Origin of the sequence: Streptomyces sp. NPDC047515, assembly GCF_040643055.1 — a bacterium.
Lineage (GTDB): Bacteria > Actinomycetota > Actinomycetes > Streptomycetales > Streptomycetaceae > Streptomyces.
Window position 1 is genome coordinate 44611 of the sequence record NZ_JBEYTM010000044.1, and the last position, 19570, is coordinate 64180.

The 19570-nt window shown below is 70.6% G+C and carries 19 protein-coding genes and 1 pseudogene; 6 read left to right on the plus strand and 14 right to left on the minus strand.

Features of this window, described 5'->3' with window-relative positions:
- Positions 1-6 precede the first annotated feature (6 nt).
- A pseudogene (locus tag ABZ826_RS28910) lies at positions 7-281 on the minus strand (hypothetical protein); the annotation flags it as partial.
- 694 nt (positions 282-975) lie between these two features.
- Here ABZ826_RS28910 and ABZ826_RS28915 point away from each other — a divergent pair.
- On the plus strand, positions 976-3291 hold the full coding sequence (locus tag ABZ826_RS28915; RefSeq protein ID WP_361454497.1) for an N-6 DNA methylase: 2316 nt from the start codon (positions 976-978) through the stop codon (positions 3289-3291).
- 73 nt (positions 3292-3364) lie between these two features.
- Positions 3365-3586 (plus strand): hypothetical protein, encoded by a 222-nt coding sequence (locus ABZ826_RS28920; protein ID WP_361454500.1) that lies wholly within the window; start codon positions 3365-3367, stop codon positions 3584-3586.
- 394 nt (positions 3587-3980) lie between these two features.
- Here ABZ826_RS28920 and ABZ826_RS28925 read toward each other — a convergent pair whose 3' ends face one another.
- The 8 genes from ABZ826_RS28925 to ABZ826_RS28960 form a co-directional block, all read right to left on the minus strand.
- Positions 3981-4214, minus strand: a complete 234-nt coding sequence (locus tag ABZ826_RS28925) for a hypothetical protein (RefSeq protein ID WP_361454503.1) — start codon at positions 4212-4214, stop codon at positions 3981-3983.
- A 215-nt stretch (positions 4215-4429) separates the two neighbouring features.
- Complete coding sequence (locus tag ABZ826_RS28930; protein WP_361454506.1) at positions 4430-5059, minus strand: sigma-70 family RNA polymerase sigma factor; 630 nt, start codon at positions 5057-5059, stop codon at positions 4430-4432.
- 248 nt (positions 5060-5307) lie between these two features.
- The gene (locus ABZ826_RS28935; RefSeq protein WP_361454508.1) at positions 5308-6048 is read right to left on the minus strand and encodes a hypothetical protein; all 741 of its coding nucleotides are present in this window, start codon (positions 6046-6048) and stop codon (positions 5308-5310) included.
- 136 nt (positions 6049-6184) lie between these two features.
- Positions 6185-6703 (minus strand): copper chaperone PCu(A)C, encoded by a 519-nt coding sequence (locus tag ABZ826_RS28940; RefSeq protein ID WP_361454511.1) that lies wholly within the window; start codon positions 6701-6703, stop codon positions 6185-6187.
- Entirely contained in the window at positions 6703-8991 is a 2289-nt protein-coding gene (locus ABZ826_RS28945) for a heavy metal translocating P-type ATPase (protein ID WP_361454514.1), read from the minus strand. The genes ABZ826_RS28940 and ABZ826_RS28945 overlap by 1 nt, the downstream gene beginning before the upstream one ends.
- Positions 8991-9209 carry a hypothetical protein gene (locus ABZ826_RS28950; protein WP_361454516.1) on the minus strand — a complete coding sequence of 73 codons (219 nt, stop codon included), beginning with the start codon at positions 9207-9209 and terminating at the stop codon, positions 8991-8993. The genes ABZ826_RS28945 and ABZ826_RS28950 overlap by 1 nt, the downstream gene beginning before the upstream one ends.
- A 197-nt stretch (positions 9210-9406) precedes the next feature.
- The gene (locus ABZ826_RS28955; RefSeq protein ID WP_361454519.1) at positions 9407-10066 is read right to left on the minus strand and encodes a DUF5134 domain-containing protein; all 660 of its coding nucleotides are present in this window, start codon (positions 10064-10066) and stop codon (positions 9407-9409) included.
- Positions 10063-11559 (minus strand): PepSY domain-containing protein, encoded by a 1497-nt coding sequence (locus ABZ826_RS28960; RefSeq protein WP_361454522.1) that lies wholly within the window; start codon positions 11557-11559, stop codon positions 10063-10065. The genes ABZ826_RS28955 and ABZ826_RS28960 overlap by 4 nt, the downstream gene beginning before the upstream one ends.
- A gap of 310 nt (positions 11560-11869) precedes the next feature.
- On the opposite strand from ABZ826_RS28960, the gene ABZ826_RS28965 reads away from it, so the two are divergent.
- Genes ABZ826_RS28965 through ABZ826_RS28975 form a run of 3 tightly spaced genes read left to right on the plus strand, consistent with a single transcriptional unit; the run spans position 11870 to position 14825 of the window.
- Positions 11870-12925, plus strand: a complete 1056-nt coding sequence (locus tag ABZ826_RS28965) for an ABC transporter substrate-binding protein (protein WP_361454525.1) — start codon at positions 11870-11872, stop codon at positions 12923-12925.
- 56 nt (positions 12926-12981) lie between these two features.
- Positions 12982-13947 (plus strand): iron ABC transporter permease, encoded by a 966-nt coding sequence (locus ABZ826_RS28970; protein ID WP_361454567.1) that lies wholly within the window; start codon positions 12982-12984, stop codon positions 13945-13947.
- A complete protein-coding gene (locus ABZ826_RS28975) occupies positions 13944-14825 on the plus strand; it encodes an ABC transporter ATP-binding protein (protein WP_361454528.1) in 882 nt (293 codons plus the stop codon). The genes ABZ826_RS28970 and ABZ826_RS28975 overlap by 4 nt, the downstream gene beginning before the upstream one ends.
- A 417-nt stretch (positions 14826-15242) precedes the next feature.
- On the opposite strand, the gene ABZ826_RS28980 is transcribed toward ABZ826_RS28975, so the two are convergent.
- The gene (locus ABZ826_RS28980; RefSeq protein ID WP_361454531.1) at positions 15243-15446 is read right to left on the minus strand and encodes a cold-shock protein; all 204 of its coding nucleotides are present in this window, start codon (positions 15444-15446) and stop codon (positions 15243-15245) included.
- Positions 15447-15492: 46 nt separating this feature from the next.
- Complete coding sequence (locus tag ABZ826_RS28985; protein ID WP_189543364.1) at positions 15493-15831, minus strand: MerR family transcriptional regulator; 339 nt, start codon at positions 15829-15831, stop codon at positions 15493-15495.
- A 911-nt stretch (positions 15832-16742) separates the two neighbouring features.
- On the opposite strand from ABZ826_RS28985, the gene ABZ826_RS28990 reads away from it, so the two are divergent.
- Complete coding sequence (locus tag ABZ826_RS28990; RefSeq protein WP_361454536.1) at positions 16743-17102, plus strand: hypothetical protein; 360 nt, start codon at positions 16743-16745, stop codon at positions 17100-17102.
- 121 nt (positions 17103-17223) lie between these two features.
- On the opposite strand, the gene ABZ826_RS28995 is transcribed toward ABZ826_RS28990, so the two are convergent.
- Genes ABZ826_RS28995 through ABZ826_RS29005 form a run of 3 tightly spaced genes read right to left on the minus strand, consistent with a single transcriptional unit; the run spans position 17224 to position 19562 of the window.
- Entirely contained in the window at positions 17224-17535 is a 312-nt protein-coding gene (locus ABZ826_RS28995; protein ID WP_361454539.1) for an SCO5918 family protein, read from the minus strand.
- A gap of 58 nt (positions 17536-17593) precedes the next feature.
- Positions 17594-17992, minus strand: coding sequence for a hypothetical protein (locus ABZ826_RS29000; protein ID WP_361454542.1), 399 nt, complete (start codon positions 17990-17992; stop codon positions 17594-17596).
- Between the two features lie 46 nt (positions 17993-18038).
- Positions 18039-19562 (minus strand): DEAD/DEAH box helicase, encoded by a 1524-nt coding sequence (locus ABZ826_RS29005; RefSeq protein WP_361454545.1) that lies wholly within the window; start codon positions 19560-19562, stop codon positions 18039-18041.
- Positions 19563-19570 lie beyond the last annotated feature (8 nt).

The window sequence follows — 19570 nt, forward strand, 5'->3', positions numbered from 1 at the left end:
TGCCCCGGCGGCGGCGTCCATCGGGTTGTGCAAGCTTGCCACGGCGAGTGGGACGACGACGTTGTGGCCGAAGGCTCACAACAGGTTGCCGCGGATGGTGGCGAGGGCGCGGCGGGCGAGGGTGATGTCGGCGGTGCCGATGGCGACAACGGTGCCGGTGCCTGTCGCGGGGCCGAGGTCGGCTCCGACGAGCGCCGCCGCGTCGTTGACGCCGTCCCCCTACAGCCGCGACCTTTCCCCTCCGCGCGCAGCGCGCGGACGAGTTCCGCTTCGCGCTCGGGACCGACGGCTCCCAGCACCAGCGTGATGCCCGCCAGACCGCCCACGACGATCGAGAGCGTCTGGCCACTGGTCTGGCTGACGGAGTACGCGACGATACCGGCCACCGCACCGACCAGACCCGCGAGCGTCGCCCGCCGCCGAGATCCGGGCGCCTGGCCCCCATGCGCCATTGCGGCGTGTCGTCACAAGAATCTCCCCTGACTTCCTGTCGACCCCCGGCAGTGCTGAGTCACCGTCGATGCCTTCAACGTCCTTCGCCCCGAGGGGTGTACGGAACAAGAAGGAACCAGTTGCACGGCCGTCTCCACCTCTCGTACCGCGATGCGCGGTACGGAGGAATCGCCTGTACTCGCCCATCGAAAGTGGGCTCGAAGGTGTCCTGCTCGACGCCGAAGTGGCTGTCGCCCTCCTCGGTATCCCCGCACGCAACTGACGTGCAAGGAGACTGACTCGAGAATTCTGTTAACCCATGTAATCGAGGAATCTGGGTGGAGGGTCCGGTCGCAGGAGCGTTGCTTGGCCCGTTTTCACGTGATTTTTTTCGTCTCTGCTGTGATCGTGGCGGGGTAGGTCGCCTACCGCTCCGCCAGGCGGACAGAGTGAGCACTGTGAATGCGCGTTTGGTCCGCGTGTCTTCTTTCTCGTACGGTCCTCACATCGGAAGCTCAACCGGCCCAACCGCCAGGAGCCATCATGCAGTTGGCACGCGATGAACAAACCGGTCTTGTCACCCGAACCCAGATCGCGGAGCGCGCGGGCGTGAGGCGCCCGGCCGTGTCGAACTGGGCCCGGCGGCACAAAGACTTTCCCACCCCTGTGCGCTCCGGCGATACCGAGCTCTTCCACGAGGCCGAGATCGCGCGGTGGCTGGTGAACCGCACCATTCCTCAATCCCAGTTGCTCGACGAGGAGCAGGCGGGAACCACGTACGCCGACCGATTCCGCCGGAACAGGGGTGACCGACCGCCTGCGGAACCGCCAGCTGCGGGGAGCAGCGCTCAGCTCACCGGGACCGAGGACAAGAAGGCCGTCGATCAGCTGATGGGCCGACTCGCAGACCGGGTCCGAGGCCCGGCGACGATGGCGGACTTCGTGAATCTCTGTCTCATCGTGATGTACGTACGACATGCGGAACCGGACCAGTGGCGCCGGATCGAGGACGCCATGTCGGCAGGTCAAGGGGCCCGGGACGTGCAATCGCTGCTCCGTTCCCTCGGCGACATGGCCCAGGACACGCTGCGCCGGAACGGCGACCGCACCGACATGCGCAGCAGCTTGCTGCAACTGGAACCGCGGAGCTGGGACGACCTCACCACGGCAGTACGGACGGCGGCCGGCGCAGGCGTTGGCGCGTTCCAGCTCGTGTGGGAGTCGTTCAGCGCCCGGGAAGGGCTGCAGAGCTCGGAGTTCTGCAGCCCGGTGGGCCTGGCCTCGTTGTCTGCGGAACTTGTACTGACCCCGGGGCAGGAGGCCACGGTGCTGGACCCCTACACGAGAGGCGGAGAGATGCTGGCGGCTGCGTACCGGCACATCGGAGGCGCGCGGGGGACCGTGTACGGCGAGACCCTCGACAGCCGGCTGCAAGCGGTCGCGAGTCTGTACCTTCTCCACCTCGGCGTACGACCGAAACTGACCAGCACCCGGTCCGACCGATGGCCACCGAACCGCGAACACGGTGCCGACGTGGTGCTGACGAACCCTCCGTTCAACATGAGCGACGCACCCGGCCCCGGGCGCCGGACGGGAAACTGGCCGTACGGACCACCACCACAGGGCAACGACAATTTCGCCTGGGTGCAGTATGTCCTTGGTGCGCTGGTACTCGGCGGTCGAGCCGCGGTGGTCATGCCGGTGAAGGCAGGCAACTCGGTGAACATCGCCGAGCGCGAGATCCGCCGTGCCCTTGTCCGCAGTGGGGCTGTGGAGTGCGTCATCACGCTGCCGTCCCATCTCTTCTCCGCGACGCCCGTGCCGGTTTCCCTGTGGTTGCTGCGACGTGTGGAGCATCCGGTGAGAGAAGACGTCCTGTTCGTCGATGCCCAGGAGTTGGGCACAAAGGTCCGGCGTCGGCGAGTGCTGCGCGACACGGACTGCGATGCGATCACGGCCGTGGTCCGCCCGTGGCTCGACGGAGAGCATTGCCCGGACGGTGAGGAGTACGCGGCGCGCGCTGCCGACCGGGGCTTTTCGGCTGTCGTCGTGGCCCGCGCGGTCATCGCCGACGAGGAGTGCTCGCTGCGCCCCGCCGATTACTTGGGGGGCGGAAACTACGGCGCTGCCCCCGTTGCGGCCCAGTTGCGCGCAGCCAGTGAGGAGGCGGCAGGGCATACGGACATGCTCCGTCCGCTGGAGCAGCGATCGGTGGAAACGGGTATCGGCTACCGCACGGCCTCGGGACCCGTCGGCTGGAACGCGGCAGTTCTCAACGACCTGTGCGAGATCCGGCCCGGTCCGTCATACACCCGCCTTCCAGCGGAGGCACGCACGGCGGACGCGGGTATTCCCCTTGTCTTCCCGCAGGATCTCGTCGGAGGGAAGATCGCGGACGAACTACAGAACCGCGTGCCGTGGCAGACGGCCGAGCGCTTCAAGAAGTTCGAGTTGCTCCCCAACGACATCGTCTGCGTGCGTACGGGGGCCCAGCAGCAACCCGCGTTGGTCTCCGGCCCACAGGCCGGATGGCTGCTCAGCTCGAACGTGATGCGTCTGCGCGTACGTCCGAATGCCGAGATCGACCCCCTGTACCTCCACGCGTACCTGGGCCTCCGGTACGCGCGCGAGTGGATGTCCCACCGTGCCGCGGCCACGGCAGCCCCCTCGCTGAGCTCTGCGGCTCTGGGCCACCTTCCCGTGCGCTTTCCGCCGATCGGGCAGCAGCGGCGGAGCGTGGATCTTCTCGGTGAGCTCGGCCGACGCGCCGATGCGTATGCCGCGTACGTCTCGGCACTTGGTCGGCTGCGGGCCGAACTCGCCGAACACCTGCTGCACGGCTCGGTCGAGCCGCTGTGACGGCCTGCCACCGCTGATCTTTCCCACCCGTCCTACCTCCTTCTCGCCCGTGACCCTCGAAAGGATCGAGTCCATGCCCGAATCGACAGCCTGTTCCGGACGTACGTGGCAGCTGTGGCTGGCGCTGTACGTTGCCTGCTCCATGGTGGTCGGCCTCGCCGTGAGCCTGTTGGTACTCCGGTCAGGCGTTGGCGCCACTGACGTCGTTCTGGCAGGGGGAGGCGGCTTCGCGACCTCCTTCGCCCTGTGCCTCGCACTGCCCGCAGCCGTGCGCGAACTCAAACGACAGAGCTGACCCGGACCGGCCGTCCGCGCGGCTGAGCCCGTGTCGACGGGGATCCTCAGGCCACGGATGCTGCGAAGTCGGCGACAGCCTTCCGTAACGGCTCGGCCGTCGTCCGCGTACCGTCTCAGGTGCCCCTGCAAGTTCTGGGCAACGACGAGGCCTCAGGTCGCTGACCGGGGGCTTAGCGGAAGAGCGGGTGACGAGAATCGAACTCGGGCTCTGAGCTTGGGAATCACCCGGCCTTTGAGGGGCGAATGGGCCTCGGGCCTGCAAGGGAGTCCTCAGTGGTAGCCGTCCGACGGCGACCACTGAGGACCCGTGTTGACCGCCGTTCGCCGCGCTGAATGGCACGTAGTGGCACGTGTCGCTGGGTCGCGCAGGCGGTCGGTCCCGGCGTCGGTCCTCAGGCGGGAGTCACCGCGTCCAGCCTGCCGGCCTTCGCCTCGGTGACGAGGTCGGCGAACTGGGTCGCGCTCATCTGGACGCGCTGGCCGAAGTCGTCGGTGAGGACGATGCGGCGGTCCTCGCTCGCAGCGGGGTCCACGAAGAGCTGGGGGCAGCCGCAGTCACAGTTCCCGCAGAACGTGGCGACGGGTTCGAGGGAGGTGAGGTCGGGGGCGTGGGAGTCGTGGGTCATCGGGGCACCTTCCGCCGGGGCCGCTCGCTCGGCGGCGGCCTTGAACGGGGCGGGTATACCCGTGTTCACGCGCTGCCAGACCGGCCTGGCGGGTGTGTCATCCCTCCGCGTAACCGGGGAACCGCGTACGGTTCGGGGCCGACTACCAAGGGGGCGTGCTGCGTCGCACGCGGACGGCCGGGGCCGCCCCGGCGTGGGAGCGGCCCCGGTATGCGTCAGGCGGCTTGCGCCATGGCTTCTGGCTCGTCGCGCTCCAGTTGTGCGGTCATGGCGGTACGCGCGCGGGCCACTCGGGAGCGGACCGTGCCGACCGGGCAGTCCGCCTCGCGGGCGGCCTCCGCGTAGGAGAGCCCGAGCAACTGGGTGAGGACGAATGCCTGTCGGCGGTCGTACGGGAGCGCCGCCAGGAGTTCCTGGAGTGCCACACCTTCCTCGAAGCCGGGCAGCCCTGTCGGCTGAGTGCGCTCGACGGTCGTGCGCCAGTCGCGGGTGTCGGCGAGCAGGGGACGCGCGGCGGCCCTGCGGAAGTCGTCGATGACAGCGCGGCGGGCGATGGTGAGGAGCCAGGTACGGGCCGAGGAGCGGCCCTCGAAGCGGTGCAGAGTGCGCAGCGCGCGCAGGAAGGTGTCCTGCGCGAGGTCCTCGGCGGCCTGTGGGTCGGCGGAAAGGTGGGCCACGTACCGCACGACGTCGCGGTGCAGGGCCCGTACGAAGGCGTCGGCAGCTTCGCGGTCCCCGGCGCGGGCGGCGAGCGCCCAGCCGGTGGAGACAGTGTCCTCGGCCGTCCTGTCGCGCGGGACGGAGGCGCGCTGTGACCCGCGCGGGGCGGGATGTGTGGTGTTCATCGCCAGGTGTGTCCTTCACGGATCGATCCGGCACCCGGACGTCCGGATACGTCGCGGGTCCGCGCGCCGCGGTTACGGTGCGCGTGGCGGTGTACGGGACGAGTCCGGGTCTCCGGTGAATGGGGCACCCGTGCCCTTCGGAGCCGGGTGTGCCGGAGGACTCCCGCTGCGTGCGGGGACGGCGACGGGCCGGTCGGCGACCGGTCGTGTGCCAGGGGTGTACGTCCTCCGGAATGCCTGCCGCGTTCTCAGAACGCGGCGAGCACCCCGGGCGGCCCGCGCCGATCCCGCGCGCGAGCGCACCGCAGGCCCAGCGGCAGCCGGTCGCTCAGGCCCCGGTGGGGGCGAAGCCGGCGGCGCGGGGATGGCAACGGCGCTGTGAGGAGGGGATGGAGGGGAGTGAGCAGCCGGCCCGCGACCGCGCGCAGGGTCTGGAATGCGGCGCGTTCGCCGCGGGCCAGCCACACGCCGCAGACGAGGGCAGCGAGGACGTGCGCGGCGAGCATCCCCGTCGAGGACATCCCGGCCATGTCGTGGCCCGCGTGGGCCATCGAGCCCAGGTGGCCCATGGCGGAGGTGTGATCCATTCCGGCCATGTGTTCCATGCCGGTCATCGCGCCGCTCGCGGCCGAGTGGTCCATGTGCGCCATGTGGGGCATGCCCGCCATGGCGTCCGTCGGGGTCGCGCCCGCTCCGGTGACGGTCTGCGTGGCCGTGCCCCCGACGGTTCCGAGGGCGGACTGCGCGGCGGCGAAGGCGTTGTGCAGCACGCCCTGGGTCGCGACGGCGAGGCCCGTGACGAGCCAGGGGCCGCGCTCACGAGCGGCGAACCACCAGCCGGGGACCGCGAGTGCGAGGAAGGCGGTGGCCGGCACCCAGAAGGGAAGCGGGGCCCCGGACATGAGGACGTGTCCGGTCGCGGCGAGCGTGACCGAGACGACGGCGAACATCGCCGCCCTCACCGCGCGTCCGACCGGTCCCGCGTCCATGGCGCCTCATCCTCCCATCGCGAGGGGCCGGGCGACATGGCAGGGTGTCCGGCTTGCCTTGAATGCCGGAAAGGCGGCTGCTGGAGCGTAGTTCCGGCATATGCGGCGGGAACAGGTGGCGTTGCGGGACATGGCGCTACGGGCGGAGAGGGCGGCCCGTCTCCGTACCCGGCCGGACCACCACCGCCCGGACCTCCAACGGCTTCCCGTGCGCGAAGCGCAGCGTGAAGGAGACCTCTTCGCCGGGCCGCCACGTCTCCTTCGGTCGAACGGTCACGTCGATCCCGTGCGGGGCCATCGTGAGCCCGTCCTCGGCCGGGACGGTGACGGAGTCCACCGGCTGCCGGTAGGCGGCGCCGGAGGACGTCATGCGGTGTTCGCTCAGCCTGGGAGGCGCGGTCGTGTCGGGCGAGGTGACCTGCACGAGCCGGTCGGCGGAGCCGCCGTCGTTGGTGAGTGTGAAGAAGGCGGCGGTCTCCGGCGTCGAGCCGAACGACTGGTAGACGTACGCCTTCGTGACGGCCATGTGAGACGGGCTCCCGGCACGTCCGTTCGCCGTCCAGGCGCCGAGCCCGGCGAGGGCGAGGCCGCAGGCGAGGACGGGAACGCCGACGGCGGTGGCCGAGGCGCGCAGGCGCGCGGAGAGAACGGACATCAGAAGGCCGCCCTCGGCGAGGGGCGCCGACGCCGGGCGGCGGCCGCCGCCGCAGCCGGCTGCCAGCGGCGCAGCCGGAGGCTGCCGAGGACCACGAGGACCGAGCTCAGGGACATCGCGGCGGCGGCGAGCATCGGGTTGAGCAGGCCCACCATGGCGAGCGGGATGGTGACGACGTTGTAGCCGAAGGCCCACAGCAGGTTGCCGCGGATGGTGGCGAGGGTGCGGCGGGCGAGGCGTACGGCGTCGGCGAGGGCTTCGATGTCGTCGCGGACAAGGGTGATATCGGCGGCGCCGATGGCGACGTCCGTGCCGGTGCCCATGGCGATGCCGAGGTCGGCCCCGGCGAGTGCCGCCGCGTCGTTGACGCCGTCCCCGACGAGCGCGACCCGCCTGCCCTGCGCGCGCAGCGTACGGACGAGTTCCGCTTTGCGCTCGGGGGTGCAGCGGGAGTACGTCTCGGCGATGCCGAGTGTGGCGGCGACAGCCCGCGCGGGCTCCTCGTGGTCCCCGGTGGCGAGGACGGGGTGCACGCCGAGGCGGCGGAGCCGGTCCACGGCGTGGTAGCTGCCGGGGCGTACGACGTCGCCGAGCGCGAGGACGGCCTCGGGCCGCCCGTCGACACGCACGAGGACGGGAGTATGGGCGGCTTCCAGGGCGGTGGCGAGGGCCGCGCCCAGTTCCTCGGGCAGTTCGCCCTCGGGGGCGCCGACCTCGACGAGCCGCCCGTCCACGTGTCCCCGCACGCCCGTGCCGGGCGTCGCCGCGAAGCCGCTGAGCGCGTCGGGCTGTACGGCGCCTTCGGCGAGGGTGCGCTCGGCGTGGCGGACGAGGGCCCGGCCGAGCGGATGCTCGGAGCCGGTCTCGACGGTCGCCGCGAGCCGCAGCACCTCCTGCGCGCCGGGGCCTTCCGCGCGCGCGGTGAGGGCGGAGACGGCGAGGTGTCCAGAGGTGAGGGTGCCCGTCTTGTCGAGCACGACGGTGTCGATCTGCCGGAGGGCTTCGAGGGCCTGTGGCCCCTTGATCAGGAGGCCGAGCTGGGCGCCTCGGCCGGTGGCCGCCATGAGAGCGGTGGGGGTCGCGAGCCCGAGTGCGCAGGGGCAGGCGACGACGAGGACGGCGACGCAGGCAGTGAAGGCGGGCTGCGGATCCGCACCCGCGCCGAGCCAGAAGCCGACCACGGTGACGGCGAGGGTGAGGACGACGGGCACGAAGACCCCGGCCACGGTGTCGGCGAGCCGCTGGGCGCGGGCCTTCCCCGCCTGGGCCTCGGTGACGAGAGCCGTGATGCGAGCGAGCTGAGTGTCGGCGCCGACGGCCGTCGCGCGTACGAGCAGGAGCCCGCCCGCGTTGACCGAGCCGCCCGTGACGGCGGAGCCGGCCGCGACCTCCACGGGCCGGGTCTCACCGGTCACGAGGGACAGGTCCACGGCGGACCTGCCCTGTACGACCTCGCCGTCCGTCGCGACGCGCTCCCCGGGCCGTACGAGGAAGACCTGGCCCGCCGCGAGGCGCGCGGCAGGAATGGTCCGCTCCACGGCCCCGTCCCGTACCGTCACCTCCTTCACGCCGAGCTCGGCGAGCGCACGCAGGGCGGCCGAGGTGCCGCGCCGGGCGCGGGCCTCCAGGTGGCGGCCGAGGAGGACGAAGAGCGGGACGCCGACCGCCGCTTCGAGGTAGACGTGCGCCATCCCGTCCGACGCCGTGGGCAGCAGTGTGAAGGGCATCCGCATGCCGGGGGCGCCGGCACCGCCGAGGAAGAGCGCGTACGACGACCAGCCGAAGGAGGCGAGGACGCCGAGCGAGACGAGCGTGTCCATCGTCGCCGCGCCATGCCGCAGCCCGCGCCAGGCCCGCTCGTGGAAGGGCCACGCGCTCCAGAGGGCGACGGGCGCGGCGAGCACGAAGCACAGCCACTGCCAGTTGCGGAACTGGAGCGAGGGCACCATCGACAGGACGAGGACGGGGACGGCGAGCAGTGCGGTCACCAGCAGCCGCTGCGGGACACCGGGGCCGGTCTCCTCGTCGTCCCGGTCCTCCCCGGACGCGGGCGGCTCGGGGAGACGGGCGGTGTACCCGCCCTTCTCGACGGCGGCGACGAGCGCGTCCGTACCGAGATCCGCCGGGTGCTCGACGCGGGCCGTGCCGGTCGCGAGATTGACGGTGGCGCGCACGCCCTCCAGGGCGCCGAGCTTCTTCTCGACCCTGCGCACGCAGGCCGCGCACGTCATGCCGCCGACGACCAGATCGGTCGTGGCGAGGGCGCGGGAAGCGGTCTCCTGGTCCATCAGTGGCCCATCCCGCTCATGCCGCCCATGTCGTGCGAGCCCGGGTCGTCACCCTGGTGCGAGACCCCGCGCATGTCGGGGGCGACCGGCCCGGCGAGGTGCCCCACCCCGTACGAGACGGCGAAGAGCGCGACGAGCAGAAGCAGGAAACCCCCGAGCGGCGCGTACGGCACGGGGGTGAAACGCCGTCCGGTGTAAGACGTCACCGAGTGGTCCATGAGGCAGGCTCCGGGCGAGAGTGCGGGTCGTACGGTCCAGAGGTCGGCCGGACCGGGCCCCGAGTTCCCCCGCACTCGGGTGACGCGCATCACATAACGGACACCTGTCACGCGCGTCCCAGGAGCATCACGGCCCGGAACGCGCGCCCGGCGCCGCACGAGCCGAGTCCCGTTCAGCCGGTATCGATCCCCGCGGATCACACCATCACGACGAACATCACCGCCATGCCCAGCGCCATCAGCCCGTGACAGCCCAGGTCCCACGCGGCGTGCACCGCGCCGCCCGAGGCGGCGCGGCTCGCTGTGCGGGGTGCGAGGCGGCCCGTGTCGAAGCCCTTCGCGAGCCACCACAGCGCGAGCGTCAGCAGGACGAGGGCGAGCAGTCCCGCGCTCCAGCGGTCGCCGGTGCCGCTGAGCGTCATCGTCGCGGTCGCTCCCGGGGCCGACATGTCCATCCCGGGCATGTCGTGCGCGTGGCCCCCGCCCATCGCGCCCACGGACATGCCCGAGGGCATCGCGGCGACCATCCACGCCATCGCTCCGGTCATCACGGCGTGCGGCAGCGCGTTCATGAGGGCGCGCGCCCGGGGTTCGGGTCCGCTCGGCAGAGCGAGGGCGATCAGCACGAACCAGGCCGCGGCGAGGGAGAAGAAGATCACCTGCGGAGTGCCGGGCAGGTCCATGCCCCAGGACCAGGCCATCGCGAACATGGCGAGGGCCATGAGCGCGTGCAGACCGTGGGCGAGCCGCGCGGTCCACGGGTGGGAGCGGGCCGCGAGGGCGCGCCACAGTCCGTAGGCGGCGAGCGCGCAGAAGAGCAGCGTCAGAATCCAGCGCAGCCCGGTGGCGGCGATCATCGGGCCATCTCCTTCGATGTCTCGTCGCGCGCTTCCGTGCGCGCGCGCTCGCGTCGGCGTGCCTGCGCGAGCGCCAGGTCCCCGAGCAGGAAGCAGACCAGGGGCAGCCCGAACAGCGGCAGGTAGTAGGCGAGGACGGCGGCCACGACGACGAGCGGCGCCATGACCCTGCCCGGCACCCGGCGCCAGGCTCCCCGCGTCGGCGGGCGGCCGAACCGCGTCCCGCCCGCCCGGGTGGGCCTGCGCAGCCACCACATGCGGTAGCCCCAGAAGAGCATCCCGATGAGCGCGACGGCGATGAGCGCGAGGACGATCTGGTTGGCGAGGCCGAAGAGCAGGCCCATGTGGGCGTCGATGCCCCAGCGGGTGAGCTTGGCGAGGACCGGGAAGTCGTCGAAGACCAGCTTGTCCGTGACCTTGCCGGTGGCCGGGTCGATCGCGATCGAGTCCTGCTGTTCCGGCCAATGCCGCGTGTTCTCGCGGACGACGTACGCGCTCTTGGTGTCCGCGGGCGGGGTGATGACGAGCTTGCCGCGCAGCCCCTCGGCGCGGGCGATGCGGACGGCTTCGTCGAGATCGACCTTCGCGGCCGAGGCACCGGCGGAGGAGCCACCCGAGTCCGCCCCCGTCGAGCCGCCGTGCGTGCCGTGACCGAGGGCTGAGGAGACGGAGGGCGTCGCCCCGCCCAGAGAGTCCTGGATCTTGCCGATGTTCGCGCCCGCGTGCGCCGACCAGGTCAGCCCTGTTGCCGAGAGCGCCAGGAAGCCGATCGACACCCACAGCCCGACCGCCCCGTGCCAGGACAGCGTGCGCTTGCGCCCCTTCGGGCCCCGGCGCGGCACGAACAGCTTGCGCAGCCGTTCCCGGCTGCGCGGCGCCCCGAGCCACAGCGCGAGCCCGCCGAGTACCTCGACCCACAGCCAGCTCGCGGCGATTTCACTGTAGTTACGGCCGAAGTCGCCGAGGTGCAGGGTGCGGTGCAGGCTGTCGAACCAGGACCGCACGGGCAGCCACTCGCCGAAGGTACGCAGCGTGCCGCGCACCTCCGCGTCGTACGGATTGACGAAGGCAGTCTGTGTGTAGCCTTCGGGCAATCCCTTGACGTCGAAGGTGACCCGGGTCGTGTCGCTGTCCCCCGCACCCTTGGTGACGGAGACGAGCTGCCCGTCGGGTATCGCCTCGCGGGCGGCGTCCACCTGAGCGGCGAGCGGCTTCGGCTCGCCGTGCGGGGTGACCTTCAGCTCGTGGCGGTAGACGACGGATTCGATCTGCGGGGTGGCCGTGTAGAGCAGTCCGGTGACGGCCGCGACGAGCAGGAACGGGCCGATGAGGATGCCCGCGTAGAAGTGCATGCGGAGCAGGAGTGGGCGCAGCCCGCTCAAGGTGCCGCCGCCGTTGCTCGGCGCGGACGTGGTGAAGTCCTCGACCGGGGCGGTCTCCTCGGCTGAGCGTTGCCGGGGCGGTGGTGACGCGGCAGGCGTGGTCTCGGTCATCGACACTTCCTCATGCGTGGACCGGTGGGGACGGTGACGTACAGGAGTCGGTACGGGAGGTGCGCGAGTTCCCGTGCGCAGGGTGTGATGCAGGACATAGTTGAGATGCGGTGCTGTCGCGCGCCCCGACACGTCGGACGTTGTCCCAGGTCCGGCCATTTGGTACCTGCGGCCTTCCGCCGCGCCCACCGAGCCGGGCAATCGCCGTCACCGGCATCACGCCCCCGATCACCGGGAACTTCTCCGCCCCTGCCCCCGACTCCTGCAACAGCGCATCGAGGCGCTCCACTTGATCACCGAGGAGAACCCCATGCCGACACCCAGGCCGGCAGCCATCGCCCTCGCCACACTCCTGTGTCTCGCCGCGGCCGGCTGCTCCGAAGCGGACTCCGGCTCCGGCGCGGACGGCAAGAAGACCGGTGTCGCCGACAAGGCGCCTTCTGCCGCACGGGGCACGTACCCGATCACTCTCAAGAACTGCGGGCTTGACCAGACGTTCGACAAGGCCCCCAGCCGGGTCGTCGTGATGAACGGGGCCTCGGTCGCCGAGGTGTCCACGCTGCTCGCCCTCCGCCAGGGGGACCGGATCGTCTCCAACCAGCAGTCCTACGGCATGTCCGAAGTCCCCGGGCGGGCCGAGGAGATCAAGAAGCTGCCCACGGGCGGGTTGAAGCCGAACGACGCCTTCGACATCCCGCGCGAGGCCATGATCAGTCTGCGGCCCGACTTCGTGCTCTCCACCACGTCCTACGGTTTTGATGCCAAGAACGGCTTCGCCACCCGCGAGCAGCTCAAGGAGGTCGGGGCGCGCACCTACGTCTCGCCCGAGGGCTGCGGCCAGGACAACCTGAACATGACGATCGACGACAGCTACACACTGCTGCGGGACATGGGCAAGGTCTTCGGCGTCGAGGACAGGGCCGAGAAGCTCGTCGCCACAGAACGGCAGAACGTCGCCGACGTGGCGGAAAGGGTCGGCGACGCGAAGAAGCCGAAGGTCATGGTCATCTTCTCCAACATGACCATGGGCGGCAACGACTTCAGTTCCGTCGCCGCCCACGGCATCTACAACGACATCCTCGCCAAGGCCGGCGGCAGCAACGCCTTCGCGAGCGCGTCGAAGACCTCCTTCGCCGACCTCAGCAAGGAGAAGGTCGCCGCCACCGACGTGGACGCCCTCGTGGTCGTCAGCTACAACGACCCGGACCCGACGGCATACGCGAAGAAGCTGCTCAAGGAGTTCCCCCAGTGGCCCGCAGCCAAGAAGAACAAGTTCGTGGTGCTGTCCGACTCGATGTACCTCGGCTCCAGCAACGACCTGGCGGTCGAGGAGATCGCCAGGATGTTGCACCCCGAAGTCTTCTGAGCCGTCTCCCGTTGTGGGCCTGCGTCCTCGTGCTCACCGCCGCGCTGCTGGTCTCGATGGTCCTCGCCGTCGGCATCGGCGCGGTCGGCGTGCCGGTCGGTGACGTGTGGACGGTCCTTGTCCACCACGTCACCGGCCGGGGGCCCGTGGACGACGTCGCCCTCGACCAGATCGTCTGGCAGTTCCGTACCCCGCGTGTCGTCCTCGCGGCGGTCGTGGGGGCGGGACTCGCCGTCTCCGGCGCCGTTCTCCAGACCCTCGTCTCCAACCCGCTCGCCGATCCCACGGTCCTCGGTTTCTCGCACGGAGCTTCGCTGGGCGCGGTCCTCGTGATCACGCTCGGCGGGGCGGGGCTCGGTGGACTCGGCGTCTCCGGGGCGGCGTTCGTGGGCGCGCTCCTGGCGGGGATGCTGGTCTTCGCGCTCGGACAACGCAGGGGCCGGCTCGCGCCCACGCGGCTCGTGCTCGCCGGGGTCGCGGTCGGCTACGTGCTGCTCTCGGCGACGAGCTTCGCGCAACTGCGGGCCACACCGACCGAGCTGCGCGGCGTCATGTTCTGGATGCTGGGCAGCGTCTCCGGTGCCCGCTGGAGTCAACTTCCCACCGTCACCGCCGTGGTGGCGCTCGGGACGACGCTGCTCGCCCTCTTCGGGCGGCGCCTGAACGCGTTGCTCGCCGGGGACGAGTCGGCGACGTCGCTCGGCGTGGACGTGCACCGCACCCGTGCGGTGCTGCTCGTGGTGAGCGCACTCCTGACCGGGACCGTCATCGCCGTCGCGGGCGGCATCGGCTTCGTCGGCCTGATGATCCCGCACCTGGTACGGCTCGCCCTCGGCGCCGACCACCGCAGGCTGCTCCCGCTGAGCGCACTCCTCGGGGCCGTCTACCTCGTACTGGTCGACCTGCTCTCCCGTACCGTCGACCGGCCCAACGAGCTTCCGTTGGGCATCCTCACCGCACTGCTCGGCGCACCGTTCTTTCTCTGGCTGCTGCGCCGCAACAGGGGGCTCGACGCCGCATGAGACTCACCGTGGACGGTCTCCACATCACCCTCGACGACACCCCGGTCCTGCACGACGTCGGACTTGACGTGTCACCAGGCCAGATCGTGGGCCTTGTCGGCCCCAACGGGAGCGGCAAGTCCACTCTGCTGCGTGCCGTCTACCGTTCGCTGCGGCCCGTCGCGGGGGTCGTCGAGGTGGGCGGGCGGGACGTGTGGCGGCTCTCCTCGCGGGCCGCCGCCCGGCACACCGCCGCCGTCCTCCAGGACGGGGCGGGCGCGGGCGGCCTCACCGTCGCCGAGACGGTGGCGCTCGGCCGTACCCCGCACCACGGGGTGCTGGGACGCGCCGGTGAGAGCGACCGGCGCGTCGTCGCCGGGGCGATGGAGAGCTGCGGCATCGCGTCGCTCGCCGACCGGGACCTCTCTGCCCTCTCCGGCGGCGAGCGCCAGCGCGTCCTGCTCGCCCGGGCCCTCGCCCAGGCCCCGGAGCTCCTCGTCCTGGACGAACTGACCAACCACCTCGACATCCGGGCCAGGTTCGAACTCCTCGGCCTGATCCGGAACACCGGCGTCACGACCCTCGCCGTGCTGCACGACCTCGACCTGGCCGCCCGGCTCTGCGACTGCCTCGTCGTCCTCCACCACGGCTGTGTCATCGCCGCCGGCCCGGTCCTCGACGTCCTCACTCCGGACCTCTTTCACGAGGTCTTCGGGGTCCGCGCCCGCGCCGAACGACACCCGGACGGTGTCATCCGGGTCACGTACGAGGCGGACCCGCTCGCGGCGACTCGATCCGGGGCGATACCCGAGAACGCGACGGCGCAGGCTTTCCGGGAAAGGGCACGCGAGCAGCAGCAGAAAGGGCCAGGTGGTGCGGAGGTGATGCGCGACTCTTAGAGAGGTCTGGACAATAAAGAGAGCCCAGGTCGCTGACCTGGGCCTTCATCGTGGAGCGGGTGACGAGAATCGAACTTGCGCTCTGAGCTTGGGAATCACCCGGCACTTGATGGCTCGCAGGGCTGCTGAACTGCGGGAACGTTCGCTGAAGGTACCGTTCTGGCCGCCTCGGCGGGATCCCTTGGTGACGGCCGTTCACCGCCGCTACTGGCACGTTGTGGCACGCGGCGCTGCCAGGGGGCGGAGGAGGCGAAGCCCTTGCCCAGCACCGCCGTTTCCTGGCCGGCACCCCACGCGCAGACATCCAAACCCCGCATGATTGCGTGAGCGGCCCCGGACCGGGGCGGTCCGGGGCCGCCATAGCCTGCCTGCGGCCGGACCCGGGAGGATCCCGGTTCCGCCGGAGGGGTGGGAAGGTCAGGCCGGGTTGATGTTCTCCGCCTGGGGGCCCTCCTGGCCCTGGGTGACGTCGAACGTCACGACCTGACCCTCCTGGAGCTCACGGAGGCCCGAGGAGTTGATCGCCGAGTAGCGGGCGAAGACGTCCGGGCCGCCACCGTCCTGAGCGATGAAGCCGAAATTCTTCTCCGCGTTGAACCACTTCACAGTTCCCGTAGCCATGTCTCATGCCTTCCAGTCCGCCGGTGTCCGGCGGGCGCGCACCGCCTCAGTCCTCGGTCGGCGGCTCTGCCGATTCGGCGGCGCGGCGGTACTCGGCGTTGATGCGTTGCGCCTCTTCGAGCTGGTCTTCCAGGACGACGATGCGGCAGGCGGCCTCGATGGACGTGCCCTGGTCGACCAGTTCGCGGGCGCGGGCGGCGATGCGCAGTTGGTAGCGGGAGTAGCGGCGGTGGCCGCCCTCCGAGCGCAGGGGGGTGATCAGACGGGCTTCGCCGATGGCGCGGAGGAAGCCCTGGGTGGTGCCGAGCATCTCGGCGGCCCGGCCCATCGTGTAGGCGGGGTAGTCGTCGTCGTCAAGCCGGCCGTACGAGTCGTCTGCTGTCACTTGCACCTCTCTTGTGGAACGCATGGAGGGGCCCTGGTGCCGTACGGCACCAGGGCCCCGAAGGAACTACTACACCACCTGCCGGCCCTGATACTGCACCGGCATTCTGTGTCCGCAGACCCGACCTGGCTGCTGTCGGGAGTGCGGGGATCGCGGTTGCTTGACCGGAGACCACCTCACTATCGATGTCCTGCGGTACCCGGGCTCGATGCTCCGGCCCGGGCGATCCTGATGGCGCGGGCTCCTCCGTTCTTCCCTCGGTGATCAACTGCCTACCATGGGGCACTGCGTACTGCTGGTGATGCGAACTGCTCAGCGGCCTGTGACAGCGCCGCTCTCCGGCAGCCAGCCCCGTTGCCCTTCCTGCGTCTGCTCTGGCTTGGAACCCCACTGCCGAACTTCCCGGTGCGCGCGTCCGCAGCCGACGCCTTCACCGAGGTACCGCTCAGTCACTTCACTGCTGGGTACTGCGCACTGCACTCACGGGACCGCAACTTCCATGACAGCGGCCCCGCTCCGGCGGCCCCTCACTGCGGGCCACCCGGTCCGGCCGTCAGTCCCGTCGCCGTCCTGCGACAACCCTGGCTTCGAAACTCCACTGCCGCACCGTCCTGCAACTACATGTACTGCCGGCAGTTCTTCTCTGCCAGGCCCTGCTGTCTCTCTGGGGTACGAGAGAAACCATAACCACGCCACCGCCCAATGTCTACTCCGGCCAACAGAGATTTTCGCGTGTCCCGTGAGGAGGTAATTGACCTCGCCGGAGGCTCCGGCTGGCCTGTGGTCAACCGGCTCGCCAGAGCGACCGCGGTCACCCGCCGGGTCTCCGAGGGAAGACAGCGACTGTCCGTCTTGCTCGGCAGCACGACCGGTCGAGGGGACGGGACGACTCGTGAATAGGATCGGCTCTCATGTCGAAGCCTGACGAGCTGCTCGTTGACGTCGCCACGCTGGTGGAGTCCGGGCACAGCAATCAGATGTCCCTGACCGTGGTCACCGGTGGTGCCGTCATCACCGGCCGGCTGGCGCCCGAAGCCGTGTGGAGGCAACGGGTGTCGGAGGTCCTGACGGACTCGCCCCGGCTGGGCGAGTTCTCCGCCATGTTCACCGCTACGACGCGGGGCGATGGGCCGCCCGCGTATCTGCACTTCCATATGGCGCGGATCCTTCAGGGCACGGTGGGGATCCCGGAGACGGGTGGGATGTACCGCGTCTCGATCGCGGATGTCAGCGCCTGGACCATGGGCGACTTCAGCTACTCCGATCACTGACGTCGCGCCGCGTAGAGAAACTCACCGGTACGCGGGAGGGCCCGACCAGCGTGTGCCGGTCGGGCCCTCTTGGCTGTTCGGTTGTCAGCTCGCGCTTCCCCTCAGCCGAACGGTCAGACAGTCAGACGACCGCCGGGACGCCGAGCATCACGGAGGCGTGCTGGAGCGGGCTGAGGGCGCGGGTGGGCGCGGCGGTCTGGGGGAGGCTGCGGCAGGTGAAGCCGAGCTTGGTCATGGCCCGGAGGACTTCGTCGGCGCTGAAGTCGCGGCGATCCTGGCGGGTGATGACCTCGCCGACCTGCTTGACCGGATAGGCGCGGCGGCCGATGGTCACGGACTCGCCGACGACCTCCTCGGGCTTGATGCCCTTCATGGAGTCCAGGACGCCGCTCCTGGTGAGTTCGAACGGGAAGCGGGCGATAACACAGCGCACGATGCCTCACAGGGATCACAGAGAGAGGAAGGAGATTGTTCCGCCGTGGTGAGACGGTTCAGAGGGCCAGGACGAGGACGCCCGACGCGCTGTCCTGTTCGTCCACGGCGGACGGGGTAGCGGGCCGGCGGTGGTGCGTGGCGTGCTCGGCCATCATGGTGGCGGGCGAGGTGTGCGGCCCGCGGTCGCCGAGGATGTCGCGCAACTGGAGCCGGTCCGTGTAGGCGGGGCTGTCGCGGACGGTGGTGAGCTGGGCCTGGGTGACCAGTCCGGTGCACAGGCCGTCGTTGTCGCAGACTCTCAGGTGTCCGGTCCTGGCACTGGCCATGACGGACAGGGCCACCTCGACGGTCATGTCGTCGCAGACCTGTGGCCCGGCCGTGTTCATGGTGTCGAGCGCCGTCCGGGGCACGGGGGTGGCGTTCGCCGAGTGGGGCTGCATCTGGACCAGCGTCACAATGTGCCTCCTGCAGAGATGGGTCAGCTTCCGGATCACGCGGTGTTCAGGCCGCCGAGTCGAAGGCGGACTTTCGCCCGCTCACGCGCCGGGCAGCCGTGGCGGGGCTGCGTCGACCGCGGGAGGCCGTGCCGCGCTTGCGTCGCTCGGGTGCCGACGTGGTGATCGTCACGGGGATGCCGGAGGGGGTCCGGGCGCCGGTGATCCGGCGGAGTGCTTCCTCGCCGGAGCGGACCTGGGTGGTCCGGGGCACGATGCCGACGGCCGCCATGAGGCGCGTCATGTCGCGGCGCTGGTTGTTGGTGACCAGGGTGACGACACTGCCGGACTCGCCGGCCCGCGCGGTACGGCCGCCGCGGTGGAGGTAGTCCTTGTGGTCGGTCGGCGGGTCCACGTTCACGACGAGGTCGAGGTGGTCGACGTGAATGCCGCGCGCCGCGACGTTCGTCGCGACCAGGACGGTGACGTGCCCTGTCTTGAACTGGGCGAGGGTGCGGGTGCGCTGCGGCTGTGACTTACCTCCGTGCAGGGCGGCAGCCCGGACACCGCTGGCGAGGAGGTCCTGGGTGAGGCGGTCCACGGCGTGCTTGGTGTCCAGGAACATGATCACCCGGCCGTCGCGCGCCGCGATCTCCGTCGTCAGCCGGTGCTTGTCGGCACCGTGCACGTGCAGGACGTGATGTTCCATCGTGGTGACCGCACCCTGGGAGGGATCCACGGAGTGGACGACGGGGTCGGTGAGGTAGCGACGGACCAGAAGGTCGACGTTACGGTCCAGGGTCGCGGAGAACAGCATGCGCTGGCCCTCGGGGCGGACCTGGTTCAGGAGCGCGGTGACCTGCGGCATGAAGCCCATGTCGGCCATCTGGTCGGCCTCGTCCAGGACGGTGATGACAACCTGGTTCAGTCGGCAGTCACCGCGGTCGATGAGGTCCTTGAGGCGACCGGGGGTGGCCACGACGACTTCGGCGCCGCCCCGCAGTGCAGTCGCCTGTCGGCCGATCGGCATTCCGCCGACGACGGTGGCCAGGCGCAGCTTCACGGCGCGGGCGTAAGGGGTGAGGGCATCGGTGACCTGCTGAGCGAGTTCCCGGGTGGGAACCAGGACCAGGGCCAGCGGCTGACGGGGCTCGGCGCACTGCCCGGCGGTGCGGGCCAGCAGGGCCAGGCCGAAGGCGAGAGTCTTGCCGGAGCCGGTCCGGCCGCGGCCCAGGACGTCGCGGCCCGCCAGAGAGTTCGGCAGGGTCGCGCCCTGGATCGGAAACGGCGTGGTCACGCCCTGCGCGGTGAGCGCGGCCAGCAGGATCCTCGGCATGTCGAGGTCGCTGAACGCCTCGACTGCGGGCAGCGCCGGAGTGATCGTCTCGGGCAGGGCGAACTCTCCCTGCATCGCGGCGGGTCGTCGGCCACCCGAACGGCTCGGACCTGCCGAACGGCTCGGACCTGCCGAACGGCTCGGGGCGGACGAACCGAAGCGACTGCCCCGAATCGAACCAGCAGCGGAGTCGTACCCGTGGCCGCCGTTGCGGCGGGCACGGGAGGAACGGCTGTTCGTGCGTGTGGGGTTCATACAGAACC

Excerpts from the sequence above, each read along its gene's own strand:
- ABZ826_RS28915 (WP_361454497.1), top strand. The coding sequence starts at position 976 with ATGCAGTTGGCACGCGATGAACAAACCGGTCTTGTCACCCGAACCCAG.
- ABZ826_RS28920 (WP_361454500.1), top strand. The coding sequence starts at position 3,365 with ATGCCCGAATCGACAGCCTGTTCCGGACGTACGTGGCAGCTGTGGCTG.
- ABZ826_RS28925 (WP_361454503.1), bottom strand. The coding sequence starts at position 4,214 with ATGACCCACGACTCCCACGCCCCCGACCTCACCTCCCTCGAACCCGTC.
- ABZ826_RS28930 (WP_361454506.1), bottom strand. The coding sequence starts at position 5,059 with ATGAACACCACACATCCCGCCCCGCGCGGGTCACAGCGCGCCTCCGTC.
- ABZ826_RS28935 (WP_361454508.1), bottom strand. The coding sequence starts at position 6,048 with ATGGACGCGGGACCGGTCGGACGCGCGGTGAGGGCGGCGATGTTCGCC.
- ABZ826_RS28940 (WP_361454511.1), bottom strand. The coding sequence starts at position 6,703 with ATGTCCGTTCTCTCCGCGCGCCTGCGCGCCTCGGCCACCGCCGTCGGC.
- ABZ826_RS28945 (WP_361454514.1), bottom strand. The coding sequence starts at position 8,991 with ATGGACCAGGAGACCGCTTCCCGCGCCCTCGCCACGACCGATCTGGTC.
- ABZ826_RS28950 (WP_361454516.1), bottom strand. The coding sequence starts at position 9,209 with ATGGACCACTCGGTGACGTCTTACACCGGACGGCGTTTCACCCCCGTG.
- ABZ826_RS28955 (WP_361454519.1), bottom strand. The coding sequence starts at position 10,066 with ATGATCGCCGCCACCGGGCTGCGCTGGATTCTGACGCTGCTCTTCTGC.
- ABZ826_RS28960 (WP_361454522.1), bottom strand. The coding sequence starts at position 11,559 with ATGACCGAGACCACGCCTGCCGCGTCACCACCGCCCCGGCAACGCTCA.
- ABZ826_RS28965 (WP_361454525.1), top strand. The coding sequence starts at position 11,870 with ATGCCGACACCCAGGCCGGCAGCCATCGCCCTCGCCACACTCCTGTGT.
- ABZ826_RS28970 (WP_361454567.1), top strand. The coding sequence starts at position 12,982 with ATGGTCCTCGCCGTCGGCATCGGCGCGGTCGGCGTGCCGGTCGGTGAC.
- ABZ826_RS28975 (WP_361454528.1), top strand. The coding sequence starts at position 13,944 with ATGAGACTCACCGTGGACGGTCTCCACATCACCCTCGACGACACCCCG.
- ABZ826_RS28980 (WP_361454531.1), bottom strand. The coding sequence starts at position 15,446 with ATGGCTACGGGAACTGTGAAGTGGTTCAACGCGGAGAAGAATTTCGGC.
- ABZ826_RS28990 (WP_361454536.1), top strand. The coding sequence starts at position 16,743 with ATGTCGAAGCCTGACGAGCTGCTCGTTGACGTCGCCACGCTGGTGGAG.
- ABZ826_RS29005 (WP_361454545.1), bottom strand. The coding sequence starts at position 19,562 with ATGAACCCCACACGCACGAACAGCCGTTCCTCCCGTGCCCGCCGCAAC.